Genomic DNA, 26,984 nt, shown 5'->3' with positions numbered 1-26,984 from the left:
GTGAAGTCGCCACGCGCGGTCCGCTTCGCCTTCCAGCCGCTGTACAGCCTCCACACCGGAGGCGTCGTGGCGCACGAAGCGCTGGCCAGGCCGGGCCACGGAACCGTCCCGGAGCTGCTCACGGAGGCGCGCCGCGAAGGCCGTCTCGCCGAGGTGGACCTCGGCCTCGCGATCGCCGCCGTCCGGCAGGACGAGACGACCCTCCCCCTGCACCTCAACCTCTCCGCCCGCACCCTCGCCGCGCCGGCGGCGATGTTCGACGACCTCCTGGCCGAGCTCGGGGACACCGGGCGCCGCACCCGCGACGTCGTCCTCGAGATCGGGCCGCCGTTCGCGCCGCTGCCCGCCGAACGCGCGCTGGCCGGCATGCGGACGCTCACCGAGCTCGGCTTCCGGCTCGCCCTCGACGGCCTCGGCCGCGGCGACCTGCCGCTCAACCTGCTCGTCGAAGCGCCGGTCGACCTGGTCAAGCTCGACCGCACCGTGCTGCGCGGCCTGCCGGACGACCCGGCGTCGGTCGCCGTCGTCGAGGCGCTGCTGCACTACACGAACCGCACCGACACCCGGCTGGTCGCGACCGGCGTCGAGACCGACGTCCAGCTCGACGCCGTCCGCGGCCTCGGCGTCCGGATCGCCCAGGGCCACCTGCTGGCCCCGCCGACCGCTGCCGGCCCCGCCCCGGCGCTGCTCACCCGCGGCCGCGCCGCCGCCGGCCCGGCGCCGGCCCAGTGCGTGGGCGACTTCCTCCGCCCGGCCACGACGCTGCCGGAGACCGCGACCTGCGACGACGTGCGCGAGCTGCTGGCGGCGGCGGACGCGCCGAGCGGCGTCATCGGGGTCGACGAGCTGAAGCGGCCGCGCTGGTCGGTCGACCGGACCCGGTTCCTGGTCGCGGTCACCGGCCCGTACGGGCACGCGCTGCACGCGAAGCGCCCGGCGGCCCGGCTCGCCGACACCCCGCACACGATCGAGGCCCGCGCGGGCGCGATGGAGTTCCTCGAGCTGGTCACCGACGCCGACTGGGGCCGCACCGGCGACGACGTCGTGGTGGTCGACGAGGTCGGCCGGTGCGTGGGCGTCGTGCTGGTGACCGAGGTGGTGCGCGGGGTCGCCGAGGCGAAGGTCGAGGCCGCGGCGGCGCTGAACCCGCTCACCCGGCTGCCGGGCAGCGACACCGTCGCCCGTGACGTCGCCCGCCGGATCACCATCGGCGAGCCGTTCGTGGCGGCGTGGCTGGACATCGACTCGTTCAAGACGGTCAACGACACGGCCGGCTTCGCCGCGGGCGACGACCTGATCCGCGAGCTGGGCGGCGCGCTGACGTCGTTGTCCGGGCAGCTCCGGCGGATGCGCGTGAGCCACGTCGGCGGCGACGACTTCCTGGTGGTCTGCGACGTCGACGAGATCGCGGCGGTCGCGGGCGCGTTGCTGGACCACCGCTGGACGGCGGACGGCCTCCCGGTGACTGTCTCGCTGGCGACGCTGGTCTGCGCGAGCGGCGCGATCCGGTCGTACCAGGAGGTTTCACGGCTGCTGGCGCCGCTGAAGAAGCGCGCGAAGGCGGTGCCGGGGTCGAGCTGGGTGCTGAGCCGCCCGGGCTCGGACCGCGTCGAAGTCCTGCGCGGCATCGGCACCCGCGGCTTGCAGGCCGCGGTCGGCTAGCGGGTCAGCTGGGCCTGGATCGCCGCGGCGGCCCAGGTCACGTAGTCCTCGTGCGGCCAGCCGCACACGCTGGTCAGGTGGTCGTACGCCTCGTGCGACGTCAGCAGGCCGACCGCGTCCGCCAGCCGGTCCGAAGCCGGAAAACCGGCCAGCGCCAAGCGCTCCTTGATCTCCTCGCGACGGGCCACCGCCAGCTCCGCGCGGGCCGCCGCCACCGCCGGGTCGGCCATCGCCGCCGTGGTGAACGCGCGCCAGATCGGCACCGACCGGCGCACCCCCGCCGCGACCCGCCCGACCACCGTCACCAGGTCCGCGGGACCCGCCGCGCCCGCCAGCGCGTCCAGGTTCACCGCGTCCGGGTTGCCCGTGAAGCCGTCCTTGAACGCCGCGAGCAGCAGGTCGGCCTTGCGCCCCGTCTGCGTGACCGTCTCCAGGCTCACCCCCGCCGCGGTCGCGATCTGCCGGACGCTCGTGCCCGCGTACCCGCGCTCGGCGAACAGCCGCCCCGCCGTCGCCACCACCTGCGCGCGGGTCTGCCGGGCTCGTTCCGCGCGCACCGGCGAGGAGTAGCGGCGCCGTTCGGGTATCGTCATAATTGAACGGTACAGCGTATCGGCCAATTGAGGGGGAACCATGGCTCGTGTGCTCGTCTGCGTCCAGCCCGGCCGCGGCCACGTCGGCCCGACCAAGCCGATCGTCGAGGCCCTGCTCGCCGCCGGGCACGACGTCACCGTCGTCACCGGCGCGCGCTACCGGGACGCGTTCGGCGCAGCGAAGGTGAAGCTGCTGCCGCCCGAAGCCGACTTCGACGAGACCGACCTCGACGGCTCGATCCCGGGCCGCGCCGGGAAACGCGGCTTGCGGCTCGCGCGGTTCGAGCTGACGAACTTCGTGAACGCGATGCCCGCCCAGCTGAGCGTCCTGGACCTCGACGTCGACGTCGTCCTGTGCGACCCGCTCTTCATGGCCGGCCTGGACCTGGTGCGGCGGGCGCACCGGCCGCGGGTGCTCGTGTTGGGCTTCCTGCCCTTCATGCCCCCGGTGCCGAGCGGCCCGAACAGCGCGATCCTGAAGGTCCTCGCGCCGTGGGTGCTCGGCCCCGCGCAGCGGCGAGCGCGCGCGCTGCTCGGCGAAGACCCCGGCATGCTCTTCGCGGACTGGCCACTGCACAGCGACGGCGTGCTGCAGATGACCTGCCCGGGCTTCGAATACCCGCGGCCGAACGCGCCCCTGCACTTCATCGGCCCGACGACGGTCAGCGCGGCGAGCGAGCACCCGCTGCCGCCGTGGTGGGCCGACCTCGACGGCTCCCGCCCGATCGTGCACGTCACCCAGGGCACGGTGGCGAACGACGATCTCGGCCGGCTCGTCGAGCCCACGATCGCCGCGCTCGCCGACGAGGACGTGCTGGTGGTCGCGACGACGTGCGGCCGGCCGCTCGGCCCGGGCCCGCTGCCGGCCAACGTCCGCGTCGCCGACTTCCTGCCGTACGACGACCTCCTGCCCCGCTGCGCCGCGGTGGTCACGAACGGCGGATACGGCGGTGTGAACCACGCCCTGCGCTACGGCGTGCCGCTGGTCGTGGTCGGCGCCAGCGAGGACAAGCGCGAAGTCGCCGCCCGCGTCACCTGGTCGGGTGCCGGGATCGGCCGCGCCCGCGCGTCGGCCTCGCCGAAGGCGCTCCGGCGGGACGTCCGCGCTGTCCTGGACGAGCCGCGCTACCGCGACCGGGCGAAGGAGCTGGCCGCCGAGATCGCGGCCGGGCCGTCGATGGCCGAGGTCGTCGAGCTGATCACGGCGTAAGGTCCCGGGCATGGACGCCGAGGACGCGATCCTGGACTACCCGCAGTCCGGCGAACGCTTCCGGGGCGGCGCCAAGATCGAGGTGCGGCGCGGTGGCCACCCGGCCGAACGCCATGCTGACCATGCGGGTCGGTGTGCCGTCGTAGGTGATCACGCACTCCGTTCCCGGCCGCGCCCTCGCGAGCGGCGCTGGCCGAGGCGATTCCCGGCGGTCAGTGACCCGCGAACCGCTCGTCGACCTCCTCCGCCGTCAACCCGAAGTCCTCCAAGCGGTAGCGGTGCACCGGTTTCCGGTCGCCCGAACGGCTTTCCGCGTGCAAGGCGGTCATCGCCGAGCGCGCGTCACCGGTGAGCGGCAGTCCGAAGTGGTCGTACACAGTGGACACCGTGCCGATCGGATCGGCGACGAAGTCCTCGTACGCGACGTCGCAGAACTGAGCCGCGTCGTACTTCGCCCGCGCCGCGCGGAAATCCTCCGCGCCACGCGCCCACAGATCGAGCTGGGAGCGGCCGATGACCTCGCCGCGGAACTTCGTGGACCAGCCGTCGGCCGCTTTCTCGGCCAGGCTGCACATCGAGCCCATGATCGTGCGCGGCGCGCGGTGGGTCTGGATCACCAGGGCGTCCGGGTAGGCCGCCATCAGCGCGTCGAGGGCGAAGAGGTGACTCGGGTTCTTGAGCACCCACCGCTTGCCCGCGTCCGGCAGCCCGATGAGCTGCAGGTTGCGCCGGTGCCGGGCGTAGGCGTCCGTCCAGTCCTGCTTCGCGAGCCAGCGCGAGTACCGCGGCACGTTCGCCAGGCACTCGAAGGAGATCGACCGCATCGACTGGCGCAGCAGCTGCCAGCACTCCTCCACCTGGTCCGCGGACATGTGGTGGACACCCATGAACTCCGGGTGCTCAACGTGGTGGCGCTCGTAACCGGCCTGGATGCCTTGGTACACCGGGTTGTCCGCCCACGTCTCCCGCGGCGGGCGCGGCTGCGGGACTTCCGCGAGCCAGACCTCGAGGCCCTGGTGCCCGGGGTCCTCGGCGAGCAGCCGGTGCAGTGCGGTCGTGCCCGTGCGCGGCAGGCCGGTCACGAAGATCGGCCGTTCGATCGCCACTTCCGCCGAAGCCGGGTGCTGCTTCCAGCCCGCTTCACTGAGCAGCCGCGCCACCAGCGCGCCCCGCAGCATCGCCCGGTGCACCTTGTTGCCGTACGGCGTGAGGTCCTCGTCGGCCTCGTACGCCTCCAGCAGCACACGCAAGCCTTCGACGTACTCGTCCGTGCCGAAGTCGTCCAGCCCGGTGAGCTTGCCCGCCGACGCGTGCAGGTCTTCGACGGTGCCGACGTCTTCGCGGCCAGGACGCATGGATCCTCCTAGTGGTGGTACTCGCCGCCGTTGACGTCGAGGCACTGCCCGGTGATCGCGCGCGCCATCGGCGAGGCGAGGAACACCACCGCGTCGGCGATCTCGTCCGGCTCCGGCAGCTTCCGCAGGTCTATTGTGGACGCCGTCTCGGCGTACACCTCTTCGGGCGTGATGCCGCGTTCCTTGGCGAGGTAGTTGAAGTACCACTTGAGGTTCGGCGCCCAGATGTAGCCGGGCGCGACAGTGTTGACGCGGATCCCGTCCGGCCCGAGCTCGCTGGCGAGGCTCTGCGAAAGCGACAGCAGCGCGGACTTCGCCATCTTGTACGCGCCGAACGTGCGCCGCGAGTGCCGCAGCACCGCCGAGTTGATCATCACCAGCGAGCCCTTGCTCTCCTTGAGCGCGGGCAGGAACAGCCGGGTCAGGCGCAGCACCGAGATCCCGGCGGTCTCGAACCCCTTGCGGACCGCGTCGAGGTCCACAGTGGCCAGATCGGTCAGCGGCGGGACGGCGAAGGCGTTGTGCACCACCGCGTCCACCCCGCCGAACGCCTCCAGCGCCGCACTCACCAGGTTCGCCGCGGAGTCCTCGTCATCGATGTCGGTCCGGACCGCGACGGCGCGCCGGCCGAGGTCGGTGACCTCCTTCGCGACTTCGGTGAGCCGCGACTCGGTGCGGGCGGCGAGCACGACGTCCGCACCGGCCTCCGCACTGCGCACGGCGATCGACCGGCCGAGGCCCGGCCCGATGCCGGAGACGACGACCACCTTGTCCCGCAACAGCTCCGGCATCCTCACCCCAGCATCCGGGCGGCGACGGCGTCCTGCCGGGCCGCGATCCGCGCCGACCATTCGGCCGGCGTCACGCGTGCTTCGTCGTGGTAGGGCAGCCGGTCCGGCAGCTCGTCGACCTTGACGACCTCGACGACCGGGCCGTCGTCCGGCCCGAGGTCCCGGGCGAGCCGCTGCCAGCGGATCTGGACGTACCCGCGGTCGTGGCCGGTGCGCTCCAGCCAGTTCGCGACGCCGGGGTCGCGCTCGCTGATGACGAACCGGATCCTGCCGTCCGGGTCGACGCGGGCCTGGTCGGCGGTGAGGCTCGTCTGGTGGTTGATGTAGTCGAGCGAGACGTACCAGAGGCTGCCGAGCTGGATGCCCTGGTACGGCGCGTCGGCGCAGCGCGGCACGGTGACGATCATCGCCTCTTCGTCACCCAGCTCGTAGTGCCCGGCCGAGGAGAACTGCGTGGTCAGCCCGCCGGGAGTCGAGCGCGGCTCGGTCATCGTGTTCACCGGCAGGTTGTCGTAGAACCACTTCGGGAAGGCCAGGAACGTCCTGAGCCGGCTCAGCAGGATCTTGCCGGTGACGCCGTAGCGCTTCGCCAGCGCCGAACGGTCCGGCACCGGCGGTGCCTGGCCCGCGGTGTCGACGCACTGGATGCGGATCTCGCCGCGCTTCTCGGTCGCCCAGTCGCTGTGGACCTCGCGGACGACGAGCATCGACGAGCCCTCGCCGAGGACGAAGTAGTTCGGCCCCGGGTTCTCGCGGGCCGGCCCGAAGCGCAGCTCGAAGCGGCCGTCTTCGCCGATTTCGATGGCCCGGTCGTCGAACGCGGCGAGGCTGTCGGGCACCACGACCGGCGAGTAGTCGCCGTTGAGGACCTGGAAGCTCAGGTCGGCGGTGGTGCCGCGGACGCCGGTGACCAGGTACTCGCGGTCGGCGCGGATGTTGGCGTTGAAGTAGAGCGTGTCCGGGTTGTCCAGGCCCATCTTGGTGTAGGGCCCGGTCGACGCGGTGAAGTACGGGAAGTCGCGCTGGTAGGCCCAGGCCATCTGCAGTGACGCGCGGATGCTCCCGGCGAGGTAGTCGTACCCCTCCAGCAGGCCCTGCTCGGTCTGCGCCGGCGGGGCTTCGGCGATCAGCTTCTCGGCCTCGGCGATGGCGTCGGCGAACGGCCGGGTCAACAAGAACTCGTTCTCGATCATGCCGGCACGGCCCAGCGGTTCGCGAGCAGCCGGAAGCCCGGGTCCTTCGCCCACGACTGCATCGACTCGTACGTCCGGACGTACCCGATGTGCGTCATCCGCCAGGCGCCGTCGGCCTCCCGGCGGTAGGTGTCCTCGTAGAACGCGGCGCCCTCGATGATCACCTTGTGCTCGGGCACGATGACCTTGTCCGTGAACGCCCACCGCCCGGTCGCGGTGTCGCCGTCGACTTCGATCTCGGGCTGACCTGCGTGGTGGACGGTGATGATGCCGTTGCCGAGGCTCTCGGTGAGGAACGCGACAATGGCGTCACGGCCCTCGAAGTGCTTGCCTTCCTCGCCGGTCGCGCGGGTCCCGTAGTCGGCCGTGGCGTCGGCGGTGAAGGTGTCGGCCACCTCGTCCCACTGCTTCAGGTCGACCGCGCGGAGGTAGCGGTACTTCAGCCGGCGGATCTCTTCGAGTACGACCAGGTCCATCGTCCCAGGATCGCGCACCGCTTGACCGATGACAAGAACATGTTCTACTTTTTTCCGGTGTCCGTGGCTTACGAGCTGTCCCACCTGGCCGCGCTCGAGGCGGAGGCCGTGCACGTCTTCCGCGAAGTCGCGGCGACCTTCGAACGTCCGGTGCTGCTTTTCTCCGGCGGCAAGGACTCGGTGGTGATGCTGCACGCCGCCGCGAAGGCGTTCTGGCCCGCGCCGCTGCCCTTCCCCGTGCTGCACGTCGACACCGGCCACAACTTCGACGAGGTGCTGCGGTTCCGCGACGAGACGGTCGCCGCGCTGGGCCTGCGTCTCGAAGTGTCCAGGGTGCAGGATGACATCGACGCCGGCCGCGTCGTCGAGGAGACCGGGCCGGGGACCAGCCGCAACCGCCTCCAGACGGTGACCCTCCTGCGGGCGATCCGCGAGGGCCGGTTCGACGCCGTGTTCGGCGGCGCCCGCCGGGACGAGGAGAAGGCGCGAGCGAAAGAGCGCGTCTTCAGCTTCCGCGACGAGCACGGCCAGTGGGACCCGCGGGCGCAGCGCCCGGAGCTGTGGAACCTCTACAACGGGCGGCACCGGCGCGGCGAACACATCCGCGTCTTCCCGCTGTCGAACTGGACCGAGCTGGACATCTGGCAGTACGTCCACGACGAGCGGATCGCGTTGCCACCGCTGTACTACGCGCACCGGCGCCCGGTGGTGCAGCGCGACGGCATGCTGCTGGCGGCCACCCGTTTCCTGTCCCTCGTGGACGGCGAGACGCCGTACGAGGCGACTGTCCGGTTCCGGACCGTCGGCGACGCCACCTGCACCGGCTGCGTCGAATCCTCGGCGTCGACACCGTCCGAAGTGGTCGCCGAGGTGGCCGCCACCCGCGTCACCGAACGCGGCGCGACGCGCGCCGACGACCGGATCTCCGAGGCCGGCATGGAAGACCGCAAGCGGGAAGGCTACTTCTGATGCAGCTGCTGCGGATCGCCACGGCGGGCAGCGTCGACGACGGCAAGTCCACGTTGATCGGCCGGCTGCTGTTCGACTCGAAGGCGATCTTCACCGACCAGCTCGCCGCCGTCGAACGCGCCAGTCGCGACCGCGGCGAGGACTACCCGGACCTCGCGCTGCTGACCGACGGCCTGCGCGCCGAACGCGAGCAGGGCATCACGATCGACGTCGCGCACCGCTACTTCGCCACGCCCAAGCGGAAGTTCATCATCGCGGACACGCCGGGGCACCTGCAGTACACTCGGAACATGGTGACCGGCGCGTCGACGGCCGACCTCGCGCTGATCCTGGTGGACGCGCGCAAGGGCATTCTCGAGCAGTCGCGGCGGCACGCGTTCCTCGCGTCGCTGCTCGGCATCGGGCACCTCGTGGTGTGCGTGAACAAGATGGACCTCGTCGGCTGGTCGCGGGCGCGGTTCGACGAGATCCGCGAGGAGTTCCGGCGGTTCGCGATGAAGCTCGACGTCGCGGACCTGACGTTCGTGCCGGTTTCGGCGCTGCACGGCGACAACGTGGTCCACCGCAGCGCGAGCATGCCGTGGTACGAGGGGACTTCACTGCTGCACCAGCTGGAGGAGGTGCACGTCGCGTCCGACCGCAACCTCATCGACGCACGGTTCCCGGTGCAGTACGTGATCCGCCGGTCGGACTTCCGCGGCTACGCGGGCACGATCGCCGGCGGGGTCTTCAAGCCGGGTGACGAGGTCGTGGCACTGCCGTCCGGGTTCACCTCCCGGGTGCGCGCGGTGTGGGGTCCGGGCGGGAAACCGCTTTCGGAGGCGTTCACCGGGCAGGCGGTCGCGGTCGAGCTGGCCGACGACCTGGACTTGGGCCGCGGGGCGATGCTGTGCCGCCCGGGCAACCGCGCGGAGTCGGCCCGCGAGGTCGACGCGCTGGTGTGCTGGTTCTCCCCTCGGTCTTCCCTGACACCGGGTAGTACCTACGTCGTCCGGCACACGACGACCGAGACGCGCGGGTCGGTGGAGCAGCTGGAGTACCGCCTCGACGTGACGACGTTGCACCGTTCCGAGGCGGATTCGCTGTCGTTGAACGACATCGGCCGGATCCGGCTGCGCACGCGCGCGCCACTGCTGTTCGACCCGTATCGCCGCAACCGCGCCACGGGCGGGTTCTTGCTGGTGGACGAGCACAGCGGCGACACGGTCGCGGCGGGCATGATCACCGGCGCGGTCGCGTCCCCGGTCGTCTGGCACACGGCGGCGGTGCGCCGCGAGGACCGGCCGACCCGCGGGGCGACGGTGTGGCTGACCGGGCTGTCGGCGTCGGGCAAGTCGTCGGTGGCGGTGGAGCTGGAACGCCGGCTGGTCGCGGCCGGGCGGCCGGCGTACCTCCTGGACGGGGACAACCTGCGGCACGGGCTGAACAAGGGGCTCGGGTTCAGTCCTTCGGACCGCGCCGAGAACGTGCGGCGGGTGGCGGAGGTGGCGCGCCTGTTCGCGGACGCGGGCGTGGTGGCGATCGCGTCGTTGATCAGCCCGTACGCCGCGGATCGCGCTTCGGCCCGCGCGATTTCCGGGGATCTCCCGTTCGTGGAGGTCTTCGTCGACACGCCCCTGGAGGTGTGTGAGGCCCGGGACCCGAAGGGCATGTACGCGAAGGCGCGCGCCGGGGAAATCACGGGTTTCACGGGCATCGACGCACCGTACGAGCGGCCGTCGTCGCCGGATCTGGTACTGCACCCGGCCGACGGCGACCCGGCATCGATGGCGGCGGCGATCCAGGCCGTCCTCGACGGCCTGGACTAACCGGCTTCGACCACGAAGAACAGGAAGCTCGGGAAGGTGTCGAGGAGGTCGAAATCGTCGGGAAACCGCTTGCGGGCTTCGGCCACCGGATGGGGTTCGCTGATCACGGAGATCCGGAAGCCGGCCTCGGTGAAGGCGTCGGTCATGGCGTGCAGCGGCTTGTTCCAGAACGTCATCCGCGCCGGGCGGCCGTGCAGCTCGAACTCGTCGGTCCAGGTGTAGGACGCGAAGTAGTCGGGCCGGGGCCCGGTCTGCCGGTGCGTGAGGTTGACCATGAGGGGGTGGTTGACCGACGCGATCAGCCGCCCACCGGTCTTCAGCACACGCCGCAGCTCGGCGAGCGTCGGCGCCCAGTCTTCCAGGTAGTGCAGCACCAGCGACGCGACGACGTCGTCGAACGTGTCGTCGGCGAAGGGCAGCGGCTCGGCCAGATCGGCCACCCGGAGATCGGCGTCGGCGCCGAGCCGCTGCCGCGCGTGGGCCAGCATGGCTGCGCTTTGGTCGATGCCGCTGACCTGGGCACCCCGTTCCCGCAGAGCGCCGAAGAGCGGCCCCGAGCCACAGCCGGCATCGAGCACCCGCCGCCCGGCGACATCCCCGGCGAGCGCGAGGGCGGCGGGCCGCTCGTAGTAGGCGTTCATGAGGCTGGTGTCGTTCTCGAGGGTGTACGCCTCGGCGAACTCGTCGTATGCGGCAACCTGAGTCATGCGCCCCATAGTGCCCGAATCAGCCGGCGGGCGTCACGAGCCACGACTGTCGGTTGTGAACTCGGCAGCGTCCCGCTTTACGCTCGCGAGGGTTTCGAGCCAGTCCGAATAAGGCAGTCTTGGCGAAACTCGAGCGTCGCGGAGCCCGAATTCTCGACACTCTCCAGGATTTCGACGACGTCCATCTTGAAGACGGCCTTCGATCCCAGCGACAAGACCGAAACCGTCAGGGAAAAACGCCGATACCCCCAGCGCCCACCAGCTCACGCTCACGTGGTCGGCCCCGCGGGCGTCACGAAGCCCGAGTCATACGCCCGGATCACCGCCTGGGTGCGATCCCGCGCCCCCAGCTTCGCCAGCACGTTGCCCACGTGCGTCTTCACCGTCTGCACACCCAGGAACAGCTCCCCCGCGATCTCCACATTGGACAGCCCGCCCGCCATCAGCCGCAGCACTTCGCGCTCTCGCTCGGTCAAGCTCGCGCTCGCCAGGCCGTCGCCCGTCGGGGTGTGCTGGGCCGCCAAGCGGCGGATCGCCGCCGGGAACAGCAACGACTCGCCCGTCACCACCGTCCTGATCGCCGTGATGATCTCCTCGGGGCGGGCCCGCTTCAGCAGGAACCCGCTCGCGCCGGCCACGAGCGCGTCGTACACGTAGTCGTCGTTCTCGAAGGTCGTCACCACGATCACCTTCGGCGGCTCGTCCACTGTGGACATCAGGTGCGTGGTGGCCCGGATCCCGTCCACCGCGGGCATCCGGACGTCCATCAGCACGACGTCCGGGCGCAGCCGGGCCACCAGGCCGGGCACCTCCGCGCCGTCGGCGGCCTCGCCGACCACCGTCAAGCCCGCTTCGCTGTCGACGATCGCCCGCAGCCCGGCGCGGATCAGCGGCTCGTCGTCGACCAGCAGCACCCGCACGCTCATCGCCCGCTCCCCCACGGCACCCGCACCACGACCTCCCACCGCTCGTCCACCGGCCCGGCCGACAGCTCGCCGCCGAGCACCGCCACCCGCTCGGTCATCCCGCGCAGGCCGCGACCGCCGCCGGCGCGCGCGGCGCCGCTGCCCAGCGGGTTCGCGACACGGGCGAGGAGCCCGTGCGCCCCGATGTCGACGACCATCGTCACCGGGACCCTACCGGCGTGGCGCACCGCGTTGGTCAGGCATTCCTGCAGGATCCGGTAGACCTCGCGGGACACCACGGCCGGCACCGCGGCCAGGTCGCCCCCGATGTCGGCGACGACCTCGTTGCCGGCGAGCCGGGTCGTCTCGAGCAGGGTCGGCAGCTCGGCCAGCGCCGGCTGCGGCGCCCGGCCCGGCGCTTCCTCCCGCAGCAGCCCCAGGACGTGGTCGAGGTCGTCGAGCGCGGTGCGGGCGGACTCCTCGATGGCCCCGAGCGCGCGCTCGGTGAAGTCCGGGTCGGTGCGCAGTGTCCGGCGGGCGGCGCCGGCCTGCACCGTGACGACGCTCAGCGCGTGCCCCACCGAGTCGTGCAGCTCGCGGGCCAGCCGGTTGCGTTCGGCGAGCTGCCCGGTCCGCCGTTCCAGCTGGGCGATCCGGTCGGCGGCGGTCATCCCGAGCAAGCGGACGGCGGCCCGGCGCAGCGCCCCGCCGACGGCCCGGACGACGTAGATCAGCACGACCACGCCGAGGAGGAACACGACCGGCAGCCACACCGACGGCCAGCCGGTCGGCACGGTGACTGCGTCGCCGCCGTCGGTCTGCAGGAAGTGACCGGTGAAGACGGCGCTGACCGACACCCCGACGGCGACGGGCGCGGCGAGGCTGAAGAAGCTGACGACGAACCCGGCGACGACGTGCAGCACGAACATCGCCGCGGCACGCAGCCGGCCGCGGCGGGTGCGTGGTTTCGCGGGCGCGTCGGGCACGGGGTCGTCGAGCAGCTCACGGATGGCGGTCGACTCGAGCACGTGCACGGCGGGCAGGAAGGCGGTCCCGGCGAGGACGAGCAGGGTGAGCAGCCCGCCGATGACGGTGGCGCGTTCGACGGTGGTGACGAACGGCAGCACCGACGGCACCGCGATGGCGGAGAAGAGCAGGTAGGGCACGGCGATGGCGCCGCCGAGGACGAGGTAGACCCAGCGGCGGTAGGTCGCCTTGCTCGTCAGGGGGCGGAGTACGCGCACGGGTCGATCTTCGCAGGTGGCCGGGGCGCGGCGCCTCCCTCTCGCGGTGGAGCGCCCCAATGTGGCCTTCGGTGCGTCTGACGCAACCAAGGCCACATTGGGGCGCTTGAAACCCGGGGGTCAGCCGGTGGGCGGCTCCGGGAGGAAGAGCGCCGTCGCCTCGTCGGCGAGCGCCTCCGGCGATGGGGCGTCCGGGTCGGTCTGGGCCAGGTGCAGGAGCCCGAGGATCGCCGCGTAGGCGACGCGGGCACGGGACGCCGCGCGCTCCGGTGGCAGGCCCAGCTCGCGGTACGTCCGGGTCAACAGCTCCAGCCGGGCCCGGTTCACGCGGCCGACCGCGTCCTCGACCCGGGGGTCCGTGCGGTCGCCGAGCAGACTCAGGTGCACCGACGGCGCCAGTGGCTGCACGGCCTGGACGACCACGGTGAGCAGCTCGCGCAGCCGCCGCGCCGGGTCGGCGATCGCGGCGTGGCCGGCCAGCGCCGGGCTGCCGTGGCTGCGCACCCACTCCTCGAGCGCCGCCGCGACCAGCTCGTCCCGGTTGCGGTAGTGCGCGTAAAAACTGCCCTTCGTCACGCCGAGGGTCCGCGCCAGTGGTTCGACCGCGACCGCGGCCAGCCCGCCGTCCGCGATCGCCCGCAGCGCGGCGCGGGCCCAGTCCTGCGCGGACAGCCGCGTCGACTCCCTCACCATGGACGGAGGATACGCCGCCGTATTGACCGCTCCTCCGCCGGAGGATACGGTGGCGTATCCATACGCAAGCGTATCCAGGGGGATCAGATGGCCCAGCGGACAGTTCGCCGCGTCGTGACCGGTCAGGACACCGAAGGCAAGGCCCGAGTGGTCGACGACCGCGCCGTCGAGCCCATCACGTCCGCACTCCTGCCCGGCTGCGCCGCCTACCGGCTCTGGGGCCGAGACGACCAGCCGACACTGCCCGACGCCGGCACGCCGCCCCGCGCCGAGGCCTACTACCCGCCGCCGGGCGGATCGCGTTTCATGATCAACACCATCGCGCCGGGCGAGCTCGTCCCACCACCCGGCCTCGACGAGGCCACCGCCCTGGCGGAGCTCGAACGGCTGATGCCGGGCGCGATGGCGGCGACCGAGCCCGGCACCGCGGGAATGCACACCACCGACAGCCTCGACTACGTCATGGTCGTCTCGGGCGAGGTCACGCTGGAGCTCGACGACGGTGAGCGGACAACGGTGCGGGCCGGCGACGTGGTCGTCCAGAACGGCACGCGGCACGCCTGGCACAACCACGGCACCGAACCCTGCACGATCGTCGGCGTGGCCGTCGGGGCGGACCGGCTCGCCTAGCGATCATCAAGCGACGTTGCGGGACTCCGCGCGCGTGACCGCGAACCCGTTCACCCACAACGACTGCACCTTCGCGGCCTCGGCCGCCGACGGCTTGGCGTTCTTGCACGCCGTGCCCGGGCCGTGGCCGGACATCAGCTCCGTGCACGGACCCGTGTAGTGGTCCGGCAGGCCCAGGTTGTGGCCCAGCTCGTGCGCCGCGATGCGGGTCGGGTCGAAGCCCTCCGCCACCTGGCTCGTGTCGAGGTAGATGTCGCCGCGGCCGTGGCCGTTCGTGTTCGTGTACGAACCGCCGCTGTGGATCTCGTGGAACTTGATCGTCGCGCTCGTGTTCCGCTTGACCAGCTTCACGTCGGTGACGGCGGCGTTCCAGTTCGCCGCGCCCTGGTCGATCTGGGCGAGGTAGTCCGGCGCACCCGACGAGCTGTAGTAGAGCGTCGTGACCGCAGCCGCCGAAGCGGGGGCGACCGCGATCGCCAGACCCACCGGGGCGGCCAGGGCCAATGCCGCGATCCGGCCGATCACGCGTACGTCCATCGTGTCTCCTTCGTCCGGTTCAGAGAACACTTCACCGTGGTACGAGCGATCACGTTAGAAGTCCACGGACCGGTCGGCCACGGCCGAAAGTAGCTCCCTCGCGGGAGGGAGCCGCGTCCCGCCGCCGCGTGAGCCGTCCGGCCCTGCCGCCGTGGTCTGCTCAGCCGCATGGACATCCTGCTGGGCCTGCTGACCCTTCCCCTCTACGCGCTCGTGCTGTGGCCGCTCGTGGTCGCGTCGCGGCGGGTGCTCGGGGTCCGGATCGGCGCCGTGCGCGCGTTGTGCGGCGCGGGCTTCGGCTGGCTCGTCGCCGGCGGCATCGGGCAGGCGTTCCCGCTTTCCCTGATGCACAACGGCGCCGCGGCCATCGGCCTGCTGATCCCGTTGGCGGGCAGCGCTTTCCTCGCGACGCTGATCTTCCTCTTCGTCGCCGAGCTGGCCCTGCCGGGCGGGTTCCGGCTGCGTTCGCTGCGCGCCAAGGTCTCGCGCGCCCGCCGGTACTCGCAGATCAGCCGGATCGCGATCAAGCACGGCCTCGGCCGCTACCTCACCGGCCGCCGCGACCCCGACCTCGCGCGGGGGCGGCACGCCAAGCTCGCGCGGTCCCTGCGCCGGGCGCTGGAAGAGGGCGGCGTGACGTTCGTGAAGCTCGGTCAGCTGCTTTCGACGCGCGCGGACCTGCTGCCCGCGGTCTTCGTCGACGAGCTGGCCAAGCTCCAGGACAGCGTCGCCCCCGCCCGCGCGACGGCCATGTGGGCAGTGCTGGCCGAGGAGCTCGGCGGCTCACCCGACGACGTCTTCGCCGAGTTCGACCCGGAACCCCTGGCCGCCGCGTCGGTCGCGCAGGTCTACCGCGCGAAGCTGCGCAGCGGCGAGGACGTCGTCGTGAAGGTGCAGCGCCCCGGCGTGCGGGAGCAGGCCGAACGCGACATCGACATCGTCCGGCGCGTCGCCGCGGCGCTCGAGGAACGCGCGGACTGGGCGCGCTCCCTCGGCGTCGCCGAACTCGCCGACGGGTTCGCCGAAGCACTGACCGAGGAGCTCGACTTCACCATCGAGGCCCGCAACATCGCCGCCGTGGCCGCGACCTCCTGCCCGTCCGTCGCGCTGCCCACTGTCCACAAAGCACTGTCCACCGAGCGCGTCCTGGTGATGTCCCGGCTGGCGGGGAAGCCGCTCGACCAGGCGCCGGCGGCCGACCGGAAGCGGCTGGCGCGGTCGCTCCTGCGGTGCCTGCTCGACCAGGTGATGATCGGCGGCGTCTTCCACGCGGACCCGCACCCGGGCAACCTGATGCTCCTGGCCGACGGCCGCCTGGGACTGCTCGACTTCGGTTCGGTCGGCCGCCTCGACGCCGGGCTGCGCGGCGGGCTGCAGAACCTCCTGCTGGCACTGGACCGCGGCGACCCGGCGGCCCTGCGCGACGGCCTGCTGGAGGTCGTCGACCGCACCGACGAGATCGACGAGCAGCGCCTCGAACGCGCGCTCGGCGCGCTGGTCGCCCGGCACTTCGGCCCCGGCCGCACCCCCGACCTCGACCTGTTCACCGGCTTGTTCCGGGTGGTCGCGGACTTCCGGTTGAGCGTGCCACCTCCGGTGGCGGCGGTGTTCCGCGCACTGGCGACGGTCGAGGGCACGCTCGCCGCGCTCGACCCGGGGTTCGACGTGGTGGCGGAGTCCCGCGCGTTCGCCGTCGAGCAGGTGGGCGCCGGGCTCCGGCCGGACTCGCTGCGCCGCACCGCGGTCAACGAGGTCATGGCGCTGCTGCCGGTGCTGCGCCGCCTCCCCCGCCGCGTCGACCGGATCGGCGCGGCCCTGGAGGAGGGCCGGCTTTCGGTGAACGTCCGGCTGTTTTCCGACGAGCGCGACCGATCGGTGGTCACCGAGCTGGTGCACGAGGTCCTGCTGGCGTTCGTCGGCGCGGCGACCGGCTTGATGGCGGTGCTGCTGCTGACCGGCACGGGCGGGCCGCGCGTCGCGGAAGACCTGACGCTGCACCAGATCTTCGGGTACAACCTGCTGGTGGTCAGCGCGCTGGTGGGGTTGCGGCTGTTGTTCGTCGTCTTCCGGCGCTCCGGACGGCGGTCCCGATCAGCCCGCTGAAGATGCGTGCTTGATCCCACCTTCGTCTCTATCCGAAAGTTCGAGGCGAGAGACCTGCTTGTGGGCCGCGAGGCAACTGCTGGACCATGCTCCGCGCCGCTATGCTGGTCGTACCACCCGCCTTCAGGCGGCATAGACGCGGCCGGATGCCGTATTGGGATCGCCTGCGCCTACGGCGTTCGGGGAGCAGAATGGATAAACTGTAACAAGCCCCGCCGCAGGGCCGACTCCCAGCAATGTGTCTCTGCCGGGAAGGTCGGCGGAGGACCACCCGGATGAAGGGCGGGCAGGGCAGGTGGGTGACGCGGCACCGGACCAACTCGGTCGACTTCCCGAAAGACATGAGATCGCACTGCTGAGTGCACAGCACAAAATCCTGGCCGCCCTGCGACAAGAGCATCGCGTCCAGCAGGCATGGCAGGAATACCAACGAGAACGCTCCTTGACAAGCTGCAAAGAGACTGATCAGGCAACCAAAAAAGAAGCATCACTCGAACAGCAAGATCTGAACAAAGAGTTGTCTCACTTGATTTTCGAAGCCTACCACGCTCTCGTGACAGGCCCCAAGATGATTGACGAAACAAGTCTCCACTCGTCCCATCATGGCCCAAACATCGCTGCTTGGATTCAAATGCTACAGCACGCTTTCGAATCCACCAGAGCCCCCAGCCCACAGGACAGCGACATCAGTTATCAATTCGACATATCGAACTTGATGGGCACACCTGATCACCTGGACGCAATCGGACCACACCTTGAGCTGAAAGCCCTACATTCAACACTTCTCTATTCGAATATGACTATCGCTCGGCGCTTGATGTGGCATTTCGAATCCGCGGACCCGAACACCTAGACAGACCGACCGACGTCTCCCAATATCTTCACAAGTCCGCACACGTATATACGACTCCGCGATCCGAATCCACCCAAATCTCTGCCTCCAACGAACAGGGATGAGAAAAGCCACCATGAGCATCGGCGCAGGTTTTGTTTCAACTGCAACGCAGACCGTAACGCTCGTCTTAATTTTGCTCGCAACAGCTGGAGCAATCCACGCAGCTTCACGCGCGTGGCACAGGCTTAGATCACGCGGCGTATACCCTGTAATCGTTCACCAGATGAATGACTCCCTGCGAGCGGCCACTGAAGATGGCAGCCTAGGCCATCGACAAGACCTTCGACCAACAACCCATTGGCGACTCCAAGACGACCTTCGCAGAACGATCACCGCATCGCTTACTGCATACATCGCAGAAGATGTGCAAGGAATCTGGGCCGCAACTCCCGGACTTCCCAACGTGTCCACGCCGACCATTCCAGCCGAGACTCCGAGATCTACATACGGCTGGCTCTCCGCCTTGTATGAATTGGCGTTCTCATCGAGACCAGCATACCACATAACGACTACCCACCTCACAAATCTAGGCGGCTTTCGGATGGCCGTCCAAGTCTCCCGAAGCCCGGGAAATGTTATTTTGGCCGCTCGCACATTCGATTGCCCGAGCGTAGAAGACCTAGTTTTTGAGATCGGCGGGTTCTGCATCGAATGCATCCAGCAGGAGCCGCGAATCATTCGTCGGACTCCGCGTTGGATACAATGGAACCAACGGCAAGGCTACGCAGCCTTTCGCCGCGGCTTATCCAGGGAAAAGGCTGGCCTACCAGATGAGGCACTGCCCCTGTATCGGCAAGCCAGCGCCAAATCTCTTGGCAACCTGACTCTCGCACTGCGTATTGCGGGAATTTTAGAGCAACGACGCAAATACACCGAAGCAATACAGATTTACCGCCACTGTCACAAGTTATGGCCCGAGCACACGGAGACACTGTACCGTTACGCGGCTACGCTCGCAAACAATCGAATCAGATACAATGAAGTCGAGGAACTCTGTGAAGAGATCAGTCATAAGCTCCAACGGAAAGTGATACTTAGACACTGGATGCGAACTTGGCTGCCCAACAATCGAAATCTGGGCGAGCGGCGATACTGGAAGTCATGGCTGCGCCCCGCGAAGGGCCGACACCTGAGTCGACTGAACAGAAGAAGCAAACGTCGCGACTATCTCTACGCAGCGAAGATACTTCAGAAGAGTGTGACAATTCTGCGGTTCATCGACGAAAAACCGCCGCGCGATGAGACGGCAGGCAATGAGCCCGCCACACCGTGGATCGTAATCACCGAAGTCGACGAAATCCTCAGGCAACGTCGACTCGGCTGGCTGGCCAGATACGTGGGCGCCTGCTTCTATTCGATATGCATGCAGCTCGACGACAGAGAAGCTCTTGAGGACAGCAATCCACCCGTAACCGAGGATCACTTAGGAGATCGTGCACTTCATCAGCTGTCAATGATCGTCCGAAACCCATTCAACAGCCTCGACCCCGACTGGATAATCATAGATCCGGATCTGGCCGGCCTGCGCACACATCCGCATGCCAAGCAATGGGCGAGCTTCTTTGCCTTGAATATGGAGGCGCATGCCTAAACAGGCTTGGGTGGAGAATGCACCACTGGCGCCAACGCGGCCCCGACACAAAGTTCCGACGAGATGAACGTGGGTTACCCCGTCCGAGGCGCGTACATGATCACCGCGACACCGACCAAGCACAGCAACGCGCCGATGACGTCGTACCGGTCCGGGCGGTAACCGTCCGCGACCATGCCCCACGCCAGCGACCCCGCGACGAACACGCCGCCGTACGCCGCGAGGATGCGGCCGAAGTGTGCGTCCGGCTGGAGCGTCGCCACGAAGCCGTACACGCCCAAGGCCAGCAGTCCCCCGCCGATCCACAGCCAGCCTCGGCTTTCGCGGACGCCCTGCCAGACCAGCCAGGCGCCGCCGATTTCGCAGACCGCCGCCGCCAGGAACAGGAGGATCGACCGGAGAACCACCCCGGGATACTAACCACGTGCCGTTCACGCTGAGTCATCCGGCCGCCGTGCTGCCGCTGGCGCGACACCCGCTCGTGCCGTCCGCGCTCGTCGCCGGGTCCGTCGCGCCCGATGTCTTCTGGTTCGTGCCGCGGCTGCCCGGCGTCGGCCTGAGCAAGACCCACGAGCTCACCTCGGCCCTCTGGCTCGACCCGCTGATCGCGCTCGTCCTGCTGGCCGTGTTCCACCTCCTGCTGAAGCGGCCCCTGCTGGCCCTGGCCCCGAAACCGCTGGCCGAACGCCTCCCCCGCCACTTCAGCCGGCGGCGGCCGGGCTGGATCGCCCTGTCGCTGGTCATCGGCGCCGCCACGCACGTCGGCTGGGACGCCTTCACCCACGAGAACGACGGGTTCGCCTTCCTGCGGATCCCGCTCGTCACCGGCCTCGACGTCGGACGCCTGATCCAGCTCGTCAGCACGGTCGCCGGGGCCGCGGTCCTCGCCTGGTGGCTGCGAAACTGGTACCGCACCGCGCCCACGAAGCCCGCGCCGAGGGCCACCCGCCACCGCAGGCCGGTGCTCGTCTTCCTGGGAACCGGCGCGCTGACCGGCGTGGCCGCGGAGGTGCTGCCGTTCTTCGCCCACCACGACCCGATGACCCGCGCCGGCGTGGTCGGCAACGCGACCTACCTCGCCGTCACCGGCGCCGGAAGCGGGTTTCTGACCGCCCTGGTCCTGTACGCGCTGGCTTGGCACGCGCGGTATAGGTCGTTATACGCGAAGAAGGCCGCTCCGAAGAGCGGCCTTCCCACGAAAAGCGGTCTCAGACGGTGAAGCCGAGGGCGCGCAGCTGCTCACGGCCGTCGTCGGTGATCTTCTCCGGGCCCCACGGGGGCATCCAGACCCAGTTGATGCGGAAGTCCTTCACCAGGCCGCCCGAGGTCAGCGCGGCCGACGTCTGGTCCTCGATCACGTCGGTCAGCGGGCAGGCCGCCGACGTCAGCGTCATGTCCAGCGTCGCCGTGTTGTCCGGTTCGACGCGGATGTCGTAGACCAGCCCCAGGTCGACCACGTTGATGCCGAGCTCCGGGTCGACGACGTCGCGCATCGCCTCCTCGACGTCCTCGAGCTTCGCCAGCTCGAGGTCCTGCGTGGCCGTGGCTTCGGCGTCGAGGTCGGCGGCGGTCCGGCCCTCGCGAGCGTCCGTGGCGGTGTCTTCACTCATGCTTTCTCAGCTCCACTGGTGGTCCGGGCGACGGCGTCCTTGAAAGCCATCCAGCCGAGGAGGGCGCACTTGACGCGGGCGGGGTACTTGGCGACACCCGCGAAGGCGACCCCGTCCTCCAGCACGTCCTCGTCCGGCTCGATCTTTCCCTTGCCCTGCATCAGTTCGACGAAGGCGTCCATGGTGGTGAACGCCTCCTCAAGCGTGTGGCCGACGACGAGATCCGTCAAGACCGACGTCGAAGCCTGGCTGATCGAGCAGCCCTGGCCGTCGTAGGAGACGTCGGCGACCTTGCCGTCGTCGAGCTTGACCCGCAGCGTCACCTCGTCGCCGCAGGTCGGGTTGACCTGGAACGACTCGGCGTCGAACGGGTCGCGCAGGCCGCGCCCGTGCGGGTGCTTGTAGTGATCCAGGATGATCTCCTGGTACATGCTCTCCAAGTTCACTGGGCCACCCCGAAGAACTTCTGCGCCTCGCGGATCCCGGCCACCAGCTCGTCCACTTCGGACAGCGTGTTGTACAGGTAGAACGACGCGCGCACGGTCGCCTGCGCGTTGCAGGCCCGGTGCAGCGGCCACGCGCAGTGGTGGCCGACGCGCACGGCGATGCCGAGGCTGTCGAGCACCTGGCCGGCGTCGTGCGGGTGCACGCCGTCGATCACGAACGACACGGTCGCGCCGCGGTCCTTCAGGTCCGTCGGCCCGATGATCCGGACGCCGGGGATCGCGCCGACGCCTTCGATGGCCGCCGCGGCGAGCTCGTGCTCGTGGGCCGCGATGCGGTCCATGCCGATCGCCGAGAGGTAGTCGACGGCCGCGCCGAGGCCGATGGCCTGCGACGTCATCGGCACGCCGGCCTCGAACCGCTGCGGCGGCGGCGCGAAGGTCGAACCCTCCATGCGGACCATCTCGATCATCGACCCGCCGGTCAGGAACGGCGGCATCGCTTCGAGCAGCTCGGTGCGGCCGTAGAGGACACCGATGCCGGACGGGCCGAGCATCTTGTGCCCGGAGAACGCGGCGAAGTCGACACCCAGCGCGTGGAAGTCGACCGGGAAGTGGGGCACCGACTGGCAGGCGTCGAGCACGGTCAGCGCACCGACCGCGCGAGCCTTCTCGACCAGCAGCGAGACCGGGTTGACCGTGCCGAGCACGTTGGACTGGTGCGCGAACGCGACCACCTTGGTGCGCGGCGTGATCAGCTCGTCCACATCGGACAGATCCAGGCGGCCCTCGTCGGTGACCTTGAACCACTTCAACGTCGCCCCGGTGCGCTGGCAGAGCTGCTGCCACGGCACGAGGTTCGCGTGGTGCTCCATCTCGGTGACGACGATCTCGTCACCCGGGCCGACGACGAAGCGCGCGGCTTCCGGGCCCGCGGTAGCGGCGTTGCCGAACGAGTAGGCGACCAGGTTGATGCCCTCGGTGGCGTTCTTGGTGAACACCAGCTCCTCGGGGTCGGCGCCGACGAACTCGGCGATCTTCGCCCGAGCCGACTCGTAGGCGTCGGTGGCCTCTTCGGACAGCTGGTGCGCGCCGCGGTGCACGGCGGAGTTCGACGTGAACACGTAGTCGCGCTCGGCGTCGAACACCGCGGTCGGCCGTTGCGACGTCGCACCGGAGTCCAGGTACACCAAGGGTTTCCCGTCGCGGACCGTGCGCGACAGGATGGGGAAGTCGGCCCTCAGGGCCGCCACGTCCAGTGGCAAAGAGCTGGCCGAGGTGGTGGTCATCGGGCCGACTCCTCTCGTTCTCGGTGTAGTACTACGGGGATCAGACCGACGCGGGCTCGGACTTGCCCACGTACTTGACGTAGCCGTTCTCTTCCAGCTCGTCCGCCAGCTCCTTGCCGCCCGACTCGACGATCTTGCCGCCGGCGAAGACGTGCACGAAGTCCGGCGTGATGTGCCGCAGGATCCGGGTGTAGTGCGTGATCAGCATGACGCCGACCTCGCTCGAAGCCTTGTACGCGTTGACACCCTCGGACACGACGCGCAGGGCATCGACGTCCAGACCGGAGTCGGTCTCGTCGAGGATGGCGAACTTCGGCTTGAGCAGCGCCAGCTGCAGGATCTCGTGGCGCTTCTTCTCGCCGCCGGAGAAGCCCTCGTTGACCGAGCGCTCGGCGAACTCCTGCGAGATCTCGAGCTTGCCCATCTCCTCCTTGACCTCCTTGACCCAGTGACGCAGCTTGGGGGCCTCGCCACGGACCGCGGTGGCCGCGGTGCGGAGGAAGTTGGACATGGACACGCCCGGCACCTCGACCGGGTACTGCATCGCGAGGAACAGGCCCGCGCGGGCGCGCTCGTCGACGCTCATCTCGAGGACGTTCTCGCCGTCGAGGAGCACCTCGCCGGAGGTCACCTGGTACTTCGGGTGACCGGCGATCGCGTAGGACAGCGTGGACTTGCCGGAGCCGTTGGGGCCCATGATCGCGTGCGTCTCGCCCGACTTGATGGTCAGGTTGACGCCCTTGAGGATCTCCTTGGCGCCTTCGTCGGTCGTGACCGAGGCGTGCAGGTCCTTGATTTCCAGGGTAGCCATTTCTTCGTTTCCTAAGTCAGAGAGCGGTCAGGCGCCAACGGCTTCGAGTTCGGCTTCGATCGCGGCTTCGAGGCGCTCGCGCACCTCGGGGACGTCGATCTTCACCAGGATCTCGTGGAAGAACCCGCGCACGACCAGGCGCCGCGCGGCTTCTTCGGCGATCCCGCGCGACTGGAGGTAGAACAACTGCTCGTCGTCGAACCTTCCCGTCGCGCTCGCGTGGCCGGCGCCTTCGATCTCGCCGGTCTCGATCTCGAGGTTCGGCACCGAGTCCGCACGCGCACCCGGCGTGAGCACCAGGTTGCGGTTGAGCTCGTAGGTGTCGGTGGCCTCGGCCGCGGCGCGGATCAGGACGTCGCCAATCCAGACCGCGTGGGCGTCGACGCCCTGCAGCGCGCCCTTGTACATCACGCGCGACTTGCAGTTCGGTACCGCGTGGTCGACGAAGAGGCGGTGCTCCTGGTGCTGGCCCTTGTCCGCGAAGTAGACGCCGAGCATCTCGACGTCGCCGCCCTTGTCGGCGAAGGTCGCCGTCGGCGAGACGCGGACCAGGTCACCGCCCAGGGTGATCACGGTGTGCCGCAGCGCGGCGTCGCGGCCCAGCTTCAGGTGCTGCTCGGAGACGTGCACGGCGTCGTCGGCCCAGTCCTGGACGCTGACCACGGTGACCTTGGCGCCGTCGCCGATGACGAACTCGACGTTGTCGGCGTAGGTGCCGGAGCCGACGTGGTCGAGCACGATCACGGCCTCGGCGAACGCCTCGGCGCGGACCTGCAGGTGCCCGTAGGCGACCTGGCCCTCGCCCGGGCCGTGGATCCGCAGCACGGACGGCTTCGACGCCTTCGTCTCCTTGGGCACCGTCACGACGGTGGCCTGCTTGAAGGACGAGTACGCCTGCGCGGCAATCCGGTCGCTCGGGACGCCGGCGGCACCCAGCCGCTCGTCGTCGCGGCCGACCGACTCGATCTTCAGCTCGGGCGCCGCGTCGGTGTCGAGGGTGATCTCCCCGGTGACCTGCGCGCTGCCGTCGTGCAGGCCGCGAAGGCGCTTCATCGGCGTGAAGCGCCAGTTCTCCTCACGACCGCCCGGGACCTCGAAGGCCTCGACGTCGTAGGAGGTGAAGCGCTCCGCGCGGGAGGCGGCCGGAATGACCGCCCCCTCGCGAAGAGCTTCGGAAACGTTGTTCTCGGTAACCGACATGACTAGCCGACGGACCCTTCCATCTGGAGCTCGATCAGGCGGTTCAGCTCGAGCGCGTACTCCATCGGCAGCTCACGGGCGATCGGCTCCACGAAGCCGCGCACGATCATCGCCATCGCCTCGGCCTCGTCGAGACCGCGCGACATCAGGTAGAACAGCTGGTCCTCGCTGACCTTGGACACCGTGGCCTCGTGGCCCATCGACACCTCGTCGTTGCGGATGTCCACGTACGGGTACGTGTCCGAGCGCGAGATGGTGTCGACGAGCAGCGCGTCGCAGACCACGCTGGAGCGCGAGTGGTGCGCCCGCTTCGCCACGCGGACCAGGCCGCGGTACGAGGTGCGGCCACCGCCGCGCGCCACCGACTTCGACACGATCGTCGAGGAGGTGTGCGGCGCGAGGTGCTCCATCTTGGCGCCCGCGTCCTGGTGCTGGCCCTCGCCCGCGAACGCGACCGACAGGACCTCGCCCTTGGCGTGCTCGCCCATGAGGAACACCGACGGGTACTTCATCGTCACCTTGGAACCGATGTTGCCGTCGATCCATTCCATGGTCGCGCCCTCTTCGCACTTGGCGCGCTTGGTGACCAGGTTGTAGACGTTGTTCGACCAGTTCTGGATGGTCGTGTAGCGGCAGCGGGCGCCCTTCTTGACGATGATCTCCACGACCGCCGAGTGCAGCGAGTCGGACTGGTAGATCGGCGCCGTGCAGCCCTCGACGTAGTGCACGTAGGCGTCTTCGTCGACGATGATCAGGGTGCGCTCGAACTGGCCCATGTTCTCGGTGTTGATCCGGAAGTAGGCCTGCAGCGGGATCTCGACGTGCACGCCCTTCGGCACGTAGATGAACGAGCCGCCGGACCACACCGCCGTGTTCAGCGCGGAGAACTTGTTGTCGCCGGCCGGGATGACCGAGCCGAAGTACTCCTGGAACAGCTCCGGGTGCTCCTTGAGCGCGGAGTCGGTGTCCAGGAACAGGACGCCCTGCTCCTCCAGGTCCTCGCGGATCTGGTGGTAGACGACCTCGGACTCGTACTGCGCGGCGACACCGGCGACGAGGCGCTGCTTCTCCGCCTCGGGGATGCCGAGCTTGTCGTAGGTGTTCTTGATGTCCTCGGGCAGGTCCTCCCAGGAGGTGGCCTGCTTCTCCGTGGACCGCACGAAGTACTTGATGTTCTCGAAGTCGATCCCGGAGAGGTCCGCACCCCAGTTGGGCATGGGCTTCTTCTCGAAGAGCTTGAGCGCCTTCAGTCGCGCTTCGCGCATCCACTCCGGCTCGGACTTCTTCCCGGAGATGTCGGTGACGACATCCTCGTTCAGCCCGCGACGGGCGCTGGCGCCCGCCTCGTCGGAGTCGGCCCAGCCGAACGCGTACTTGCCAAGGGACTCGATGGTCTCTTCCTGGCTCAGTGGCGCGGTGGTGGGAGTGCGCTGCTCGGCAGCGGCAGTCATGCGGGTTTCCCTCCATTCGGGATCCGTGCTGTGTGCCCCTCGGGGGACACCGTTCTTCCCGGCTCGGGGTGGGCCGGGTTGTTCCCCGTCGTGACGGGAACGTGGGTGGTGCACGCGGAGTCACCGCGTGCGATCGTCGCCAGCCGCTGGACGTGGGTGCCCAGCAGCTCGGCGAACGCCTCCGTCTCGGCCTCGCAGAGCTGCGGGAACTCCGCGGCCACGTGGGCGACCGGACAGTGGTGCTGGCAGAGCTGCGCGCCCACGTTCTGACCTGGTGCCGGGGCACCGACCTGACGGGTCGACGCAGCGTAGCCCTCCCTGGTCAGCGCGGTCGCGAGGGCCTCCGCGCGCGTCGCCGGATCACTCGATCCGGTGATCGCGGCGCGGTGCGGCCCGACGAGCTTCTCGATGCGCTGCTCGGCGAAGGCGCGTACGGCGTCTTCGCCGGCGTGCTCGGCCAGGAAGCGGATGGCGGAGACGGCCAAGTCGTCGTAGGCGTGCCCGAAGCGGGCGCGGCCGGCCTCGGTCAGCAGGAAGAGCTTCGCCGGACGACCCCGGCCCCGGGGTCCGCGGCGCGGCGCGTCCCGGGTCTCGGCCTCGCCGTCGGCGAGCAGGGCGTCGAGGTGGCGGCGGATCGCGGTCGGGCTGATCCCGAGCTGCTCCGCGACCACCACGGCGGTCATCGGCCCCTGCTCGAGCAGCAGCCGGGCGACCTCCTGGCGGGTCTTGCCCTCGGCGCTGACCTGCGACGGGACAGCGGGATGCGCGGCACGCGGCATGTCGCCGCCCGCCTGGTCACCCGCATCCGTCTTTTTCAC

General features: G+C 69.6%; 28 protein-coding genes. 9 read left to right on the top strand and 19 right to left on the bottom strand.

All coding sequences use genetic code 11. The features are described 5' to 3' along the window. Entirely contained in the window at positions 1 to 1,662 is a 1,662-nt protein-coding gene (locus M8542_RS07925; RefSeq protein ID WP_257919368.1) for a GGDEF domain-containing protein, read from the top strand. Here M8542_RS07925 and M8542_RS07920 read toward each other — a convergent pair. After that, positions 1,659 to 2,255, bottom strand: a complete 597-nt coding sequence (locus tag M8542_RS07920; RefSeq protein WP_257919367.1) for a TetR/AcrR family transcriptional regulator — start codon at positions 2,253 to 2,255, stop codon at positions 1,659 to 1,661. The genes M8542_RS07925 and M8542_RS07920 overlap by 4 nt on opposite strands. Before the next feature lie 40 nt (positions 2,256 to 2,295). Here M8542_RS07920 and M8542_RS07915 point away from each other — a divergent pair, with 40 nt between their 5' ends. Next, positions 2,296 to 3,465 (top strand): glycosyltransferase, encoded by a 1,170-nt coding sequence (locus M8542_RS07915; RefSeq protein ID WP_257919366.1) that lies wholly within the window; start codon positions 2,296 to 2,298, stop codon positions 3,463 to 3,465. Here M8542_RS07915 and M8542_RS07910 read toward each other — a convergent pair. Genes M8542_RS07910 through M8542_RS07890 form a run of 5 tightly spaced genes read right to left on the bottom strand, consistent with a single transcriptional unit; the run spans position 3,455 to position 7,280 of the window. Beyond that, positions 3,455 to 3,619 carry a hypothetical protein gene (locus M8542_RS07910; protein WP_257919365.1) on the bottom strand — a complete coding sequence of 55 codons (165 nt, stop codon included), beginning with the start codon at positions 3,617 to 3,619 and terminating at the stop codon, positions 3,455 to 3,457. The genes M8542_RS07915 and M8542_RS07910 overlap by 11 nt on opposite strands. Before the next feature lie 58 nt (positions 3,620 to 3,677). Next, the gene (locus tag M8542_RS07905; protein WP_257919364.1) at positions 3,678 to 4,820 is read right to left on the bottom strand and encodes a sulfotransferase family protein; all 1,143 of its coding nucleotides are present in this window, start codon (positions 4,818 to 4,820) and stop codon (positions 3,678 to 3,680) included. Positions 4,821 to 4,828: 8 nt separating this feature from the next. Continuing rightward, complete coding sequence (locus M8542_RS07900; RefSeq protein WP_257919363.1) at positions 4,829 to 5,611, bottom strand: SDR family oxidoreductase; 783 nt, start codon at positions 5,609 to 5,611, stop codon at positions 4,829 to 4,831. A gap of 2 nt (positions 5,612 to 5,613) precedes the next feature. Then, positions 5,614 to 6,804 (bottom strand): hypothetical protein, encoded by a 1,191-nt coding sequence (locus tag M8542_RS07895; protein ID WP_257919362.1) that lies wholly within the window; start codon positions 6,802 to 6,804, stop codon positions 5,614 to 5,616. Beyond that, positions 6,801 to 7,280 carry a nuclear transport factor 2 family protein gene (locus M8542_RS07890; protein ID WP_257919361.1) on the bottom strand — a complete coding sequence of 160 codons (480 nt, stop codon included), beginning with the start codon at positions 7,278 to 7,280 and terminating at the stop codon, positions 6,801 to 6,803. Before M8542_RS07890 ends, M8542_RS07895 begins: the two co-directional genes overlap by 4 nt. A gap of 39 nt (positions 7,281 to 7,319) precedes the next feature. On the opposite strand from M8542_RS07890, the gene cysD reads away from it, so the two are divergent. Together cysD and cysC are read left to right on the top strand one after the other, a co-directional pair. Next, on the top strand, positions 7,320 to 8,249 hold the full coding sequence (cysD, locus tag M8542_RS07885) for a sulfate adenylyltransferase subunit CysD (RefSeq protein ID WP_257919720.1): 930 nt from the start codon (positions 7,320 to 7,322) through the stop codon (positions 8,247 to 8,249). Continuing rightward, positions 8,249 to 10,057 (top strand): adenylyl-sulfate kinase, encoded by a 1,809-nt coding sequence (cysC, locus tag M8542_RS07880; protein WP_257919360.1) that lies wholly within the window; start codon positions 8,249 to 8,251, stop codon positions 10,055 to 10,057. Before cysD ends, cysC begins: the two co-directional genes overlap by 1 nt. Here the strand turns inward: cysC and M8542_RS07875 are convergent. The 4 genes from M8542_RS07875 to M8542_RS07860 all read right to left on the bottom strand — a co-directional run bounded on the left by M8542_RS07875 (position 10,054) and on the right by M8542_RS07860 (position 13,606). After that, entirely contained in the window at positions 10,054 to 10,764 is a 711-nt protein-coding gene (locus M8542_RS07875; protein ID WP_257919359.1) for a class I SAM-dependent methyltransferase, read from the bottom strand. The genes cysC and M8542_RS07875 overlap by 4 nt on opposite strands. A gap of 269 nt (positions 10,765 to 11,033) precedes the next feature. After that, on the bottom strand, positions 11,034 to 11,690 hold the full coding sequence (locus tag M8542_RS07870) for a response regulator (RefSeq protein ID WP_257919358.1): 657 nt from the start codon (positions 11,688 to 11,690) through the stop codon (positions 11,034 to 11,036). Then, positions 11,687 to 12,913 (bottom strand): sensor histidine kinase, encoded by a 1,227-nt coding sequence (locus tag M8542_RS07865; RefSeq protein WP_257919357.1) that lies wholly within the window; start codon positions 12,911 to 12,913, stop codon positions 11,687 to 11,689. The genes M8542_RS07870 and M8542_RS07865 overlap by 4 nt, the downstream gene beginning before the upstream one ends. Before the next feature lie 120 nt (positions 12,914 to 13,033). Then, a complete protein-coding gene (locus M8542_RS07860; RefSeq protein ID WP_257919356.1) occupies positions 13,034 to 13,606 on the bottom strand; it encodes a TetR/AcrR family transcriptional regulator in 573 nt (190 codons plus the stop codon). A gap of 87 nt (positions 13,607 to 13,693) precedes the next feature. Here M8542_RS07860 and M8542_RS07855 point away from each other — a divergent pair, with 87 nt between their 5' ends. Further along, positions 13,694 to 14,236, top strand: coding sequence for a cupin domain-containing protein (locus M8542_RS07855; protein ID WP_257919355.1), 543 nt, complete (start codon positions 13,694 to 13,696; stop codon positions 14,234 to 14,236). A gap of 6 nt (positions 14,237 to 14,242) precedes the next feature. Here M8542_RS07855 and M8542_RS07850 read toward each other — a convergent pair whose 3' ends face one another. After that, the gene (locus M8542_RS07850; RefSeq protein ID WP_257919354.1) at positions 14,243 to 14,773 is read right to left on the bottom strand and encodes a snapalysin family zinc-dependent metalloprotease; all 531 of its coding nucleotides are present in this window, start codon (positions 14,771 to 14,773) and stop codon (positions 14,243 to 14,245) included. Between the two features lie 168 nt (positions 14,774 to 14,941). On the opposite strand from M8542_RS07850, the gene M8542_RS07845 reads away from it, so the two are divergent. From M8542_RS07845 to M8542_RS07835, 3 genes are all read left to right on the top strand, one after another. Then, positions 14,942 to 16,876 carry an ABC1 kinase family protein gene (locus M8542_RS07845; RefSeq protein WP_257919353.1) on the top strand — a complete coding sequence of 645 codons (1,935 nt, stop codon included), beginning with the start codon at positions 14,942 to 14,944 and terminating at the stop codon, positions 16,874 to 16,876. Positions 16,877 to 17,171: 295 nt separating this feature from the next. Then, entirely contained in the window at positions 17,172 to 17,729 is a 558-nt protein-coding gene (locus M8542_RS07840; protein ID WP_257919352.1) for a hypothetical protein, read from the top strand. A 1,087-nt stretch (positions 17,730 to 18,816) separates the two neighbouring features. Continuing rightward, the gene (locus tag M8542_RS07835) at positions 18,817 to 19,362 is read left to right on the top strand and encodes a hypothetical protein (protein WP_257919351.1); all 546 of its coding nucleotides are present in this window, start codon (positions 18,817 to 18,819) and stop codon (positions 19,360 to 19,362) included. A 74-nt stretch (positions 19,363 to 19,436) separates the two neighbouring features. Here the strand turns inward: M8542_RS07835 and M8542_RS07830 are convergent, their stop codons facing one another. Next, on the bottom strand, positions 19,437 to 19,769 hold the full coding sequence (locus tag M8542_RS07830; protein ID WP_257919350.1) for a YnfA family protein: 333 nt from the start codon (positions 19,767 to 19,769) through the stop codon (positions 19,437 to 19,439). 17 nt (positions 19,770 to 19,786) lie between these two features. On the opposite strand from M8542_RS07830, the gene M8542_RS07825 reads away from it, so the two are divergent. Next, positions 19,787 to 20,581: a DUF4184 family protein gene (locus tag M8542_RS07825; protein WP_257919349.1), complete on the top strand. Its 795-nt coding sequence runs from the start codon at positions 19,787 to 19,789 to the stop codon at positions 20,579 to 20,581. On the opposite strand, the gene M8542_RS07820 is transcribed toward M8542_RS07825, so the two are convergent. From M8542_RS07820 to M8542_RS07790, 7 genes are read right to left on the bottom strand one after another with little or no spacing between them, the layout of a single operon-like run. Continuing rightward, positions 20,571 to 20,972 (bottom strand): metal-sulfur cluster assembly factor, encoded by a 402-nt coding sequence (locus M8542_RS07820; protein ID WP_257919348.1) that lies wholly within the window; start codon positions 20,970 to 20,972, stop codon positions 20,571 to 20,573. The genes M8542_RS07825 and M8542_RS07820 overlap by 11 nt on opposite strands. After that, positions 20,969 to 21,418 carry a Fe-S cluster assembly sulfur transfer protein SufU gene (gene sufU, locus M8542_RS07815; protein WP_257919347.1) on the bottom strand — a complete coding sequence of 150 codons (450 nt, stop codon included), beginning with the start codon at positions 21,416 to 21,418 and terminating at the stop codon, positions 20,969 to 20,971. Before sufU ends, M8542_RS07820 begins: the two co-directional genes overlap by 4 nt. Next, positions 21,415 to 22,704, bottom strand: coding sequence for a cysteine desulfurase (locus M8542_RS07810; protein ID WP_257919346.1), 1,290 nt, complete (start codon positions 22,702 to 22,704; stop codon positions 21,415 to 21,417). Before M8542_RS07810 ends, sufU begins: the two co-directional genes overlap by 4 nt. A 40-nt stretch (positions 22,705 to 22,744) precedes the next feature. Further along, positions 22,745 to 23,515 carry a Fe-S cluster assembly ATPase SufC gene (gene sufC, locus M8542_RS07805; RefSeq protein ID WP_257919345.1) on the bottom strand — a complete coding sequence of 257 codons (771 nt, stop codon included), beginning with the start codon at positions 23,513 to 23,515 and terminating at the stop codon, positions 22,745 to 22,747. A 27-nt stretch (positions 23,516 to 23,542) separates the two neighbouring features. Beyond that, positions 23,543 to 24,715 (bottom strand): Fe-S cluster assembly protein SufD, encoded by a 1,173-nt coding sequence (sufD, locus tag M8542_RS07800; protein ID WP_257919344.1) that lies wholly within the window; start codon positions 24,713 to 24,715, stop codon positions 23,543 to 23,545. A gap of 2 nt (positions 24,716 to 24,717) precedes the next feature. Beyond that, on the bottom strand, positions 24,718 to 26,166 hold the full coding sequence (gene sufB, locus M8542_RS07795) for a Fe-S cluster assembly protein SufB (protein ID WP_257919343.1): 1,449 nt from the start codon (positions 26,164 to 26,166) through the stop codon (positions 24,718 to 24,720). Next, a complete protein-coding gene (locus tag M8542_RS07790) occupies positions 26,163 to 26,945 on the bottom strand; it encodes a helix-turn-helix transcriptional regulator (protein ID WP_257919719.1) in 783 nt (260 codons plus the stop codon). The genes sufB and M8542_RS07790 overlap by 4 nt, the downstream gene beginning before the upstream one ends. Positions 26,946 to 26,984 lie beyond the last annotated feature (39 nt).

The organism is Amycolatopsis iheyensis, assembly GCF_024703995.1.
GTDB classification, from domain to species: Bacteria; Actinomycetota; Actinomycetes; order Mycobacteriales; family Pseudonocardiaceae; genus Amycolatopsis; species Amycolatopsis iheyensis.
This window is presented reverse-complemented; position numbering and strand designations above follow the sequence as displayed.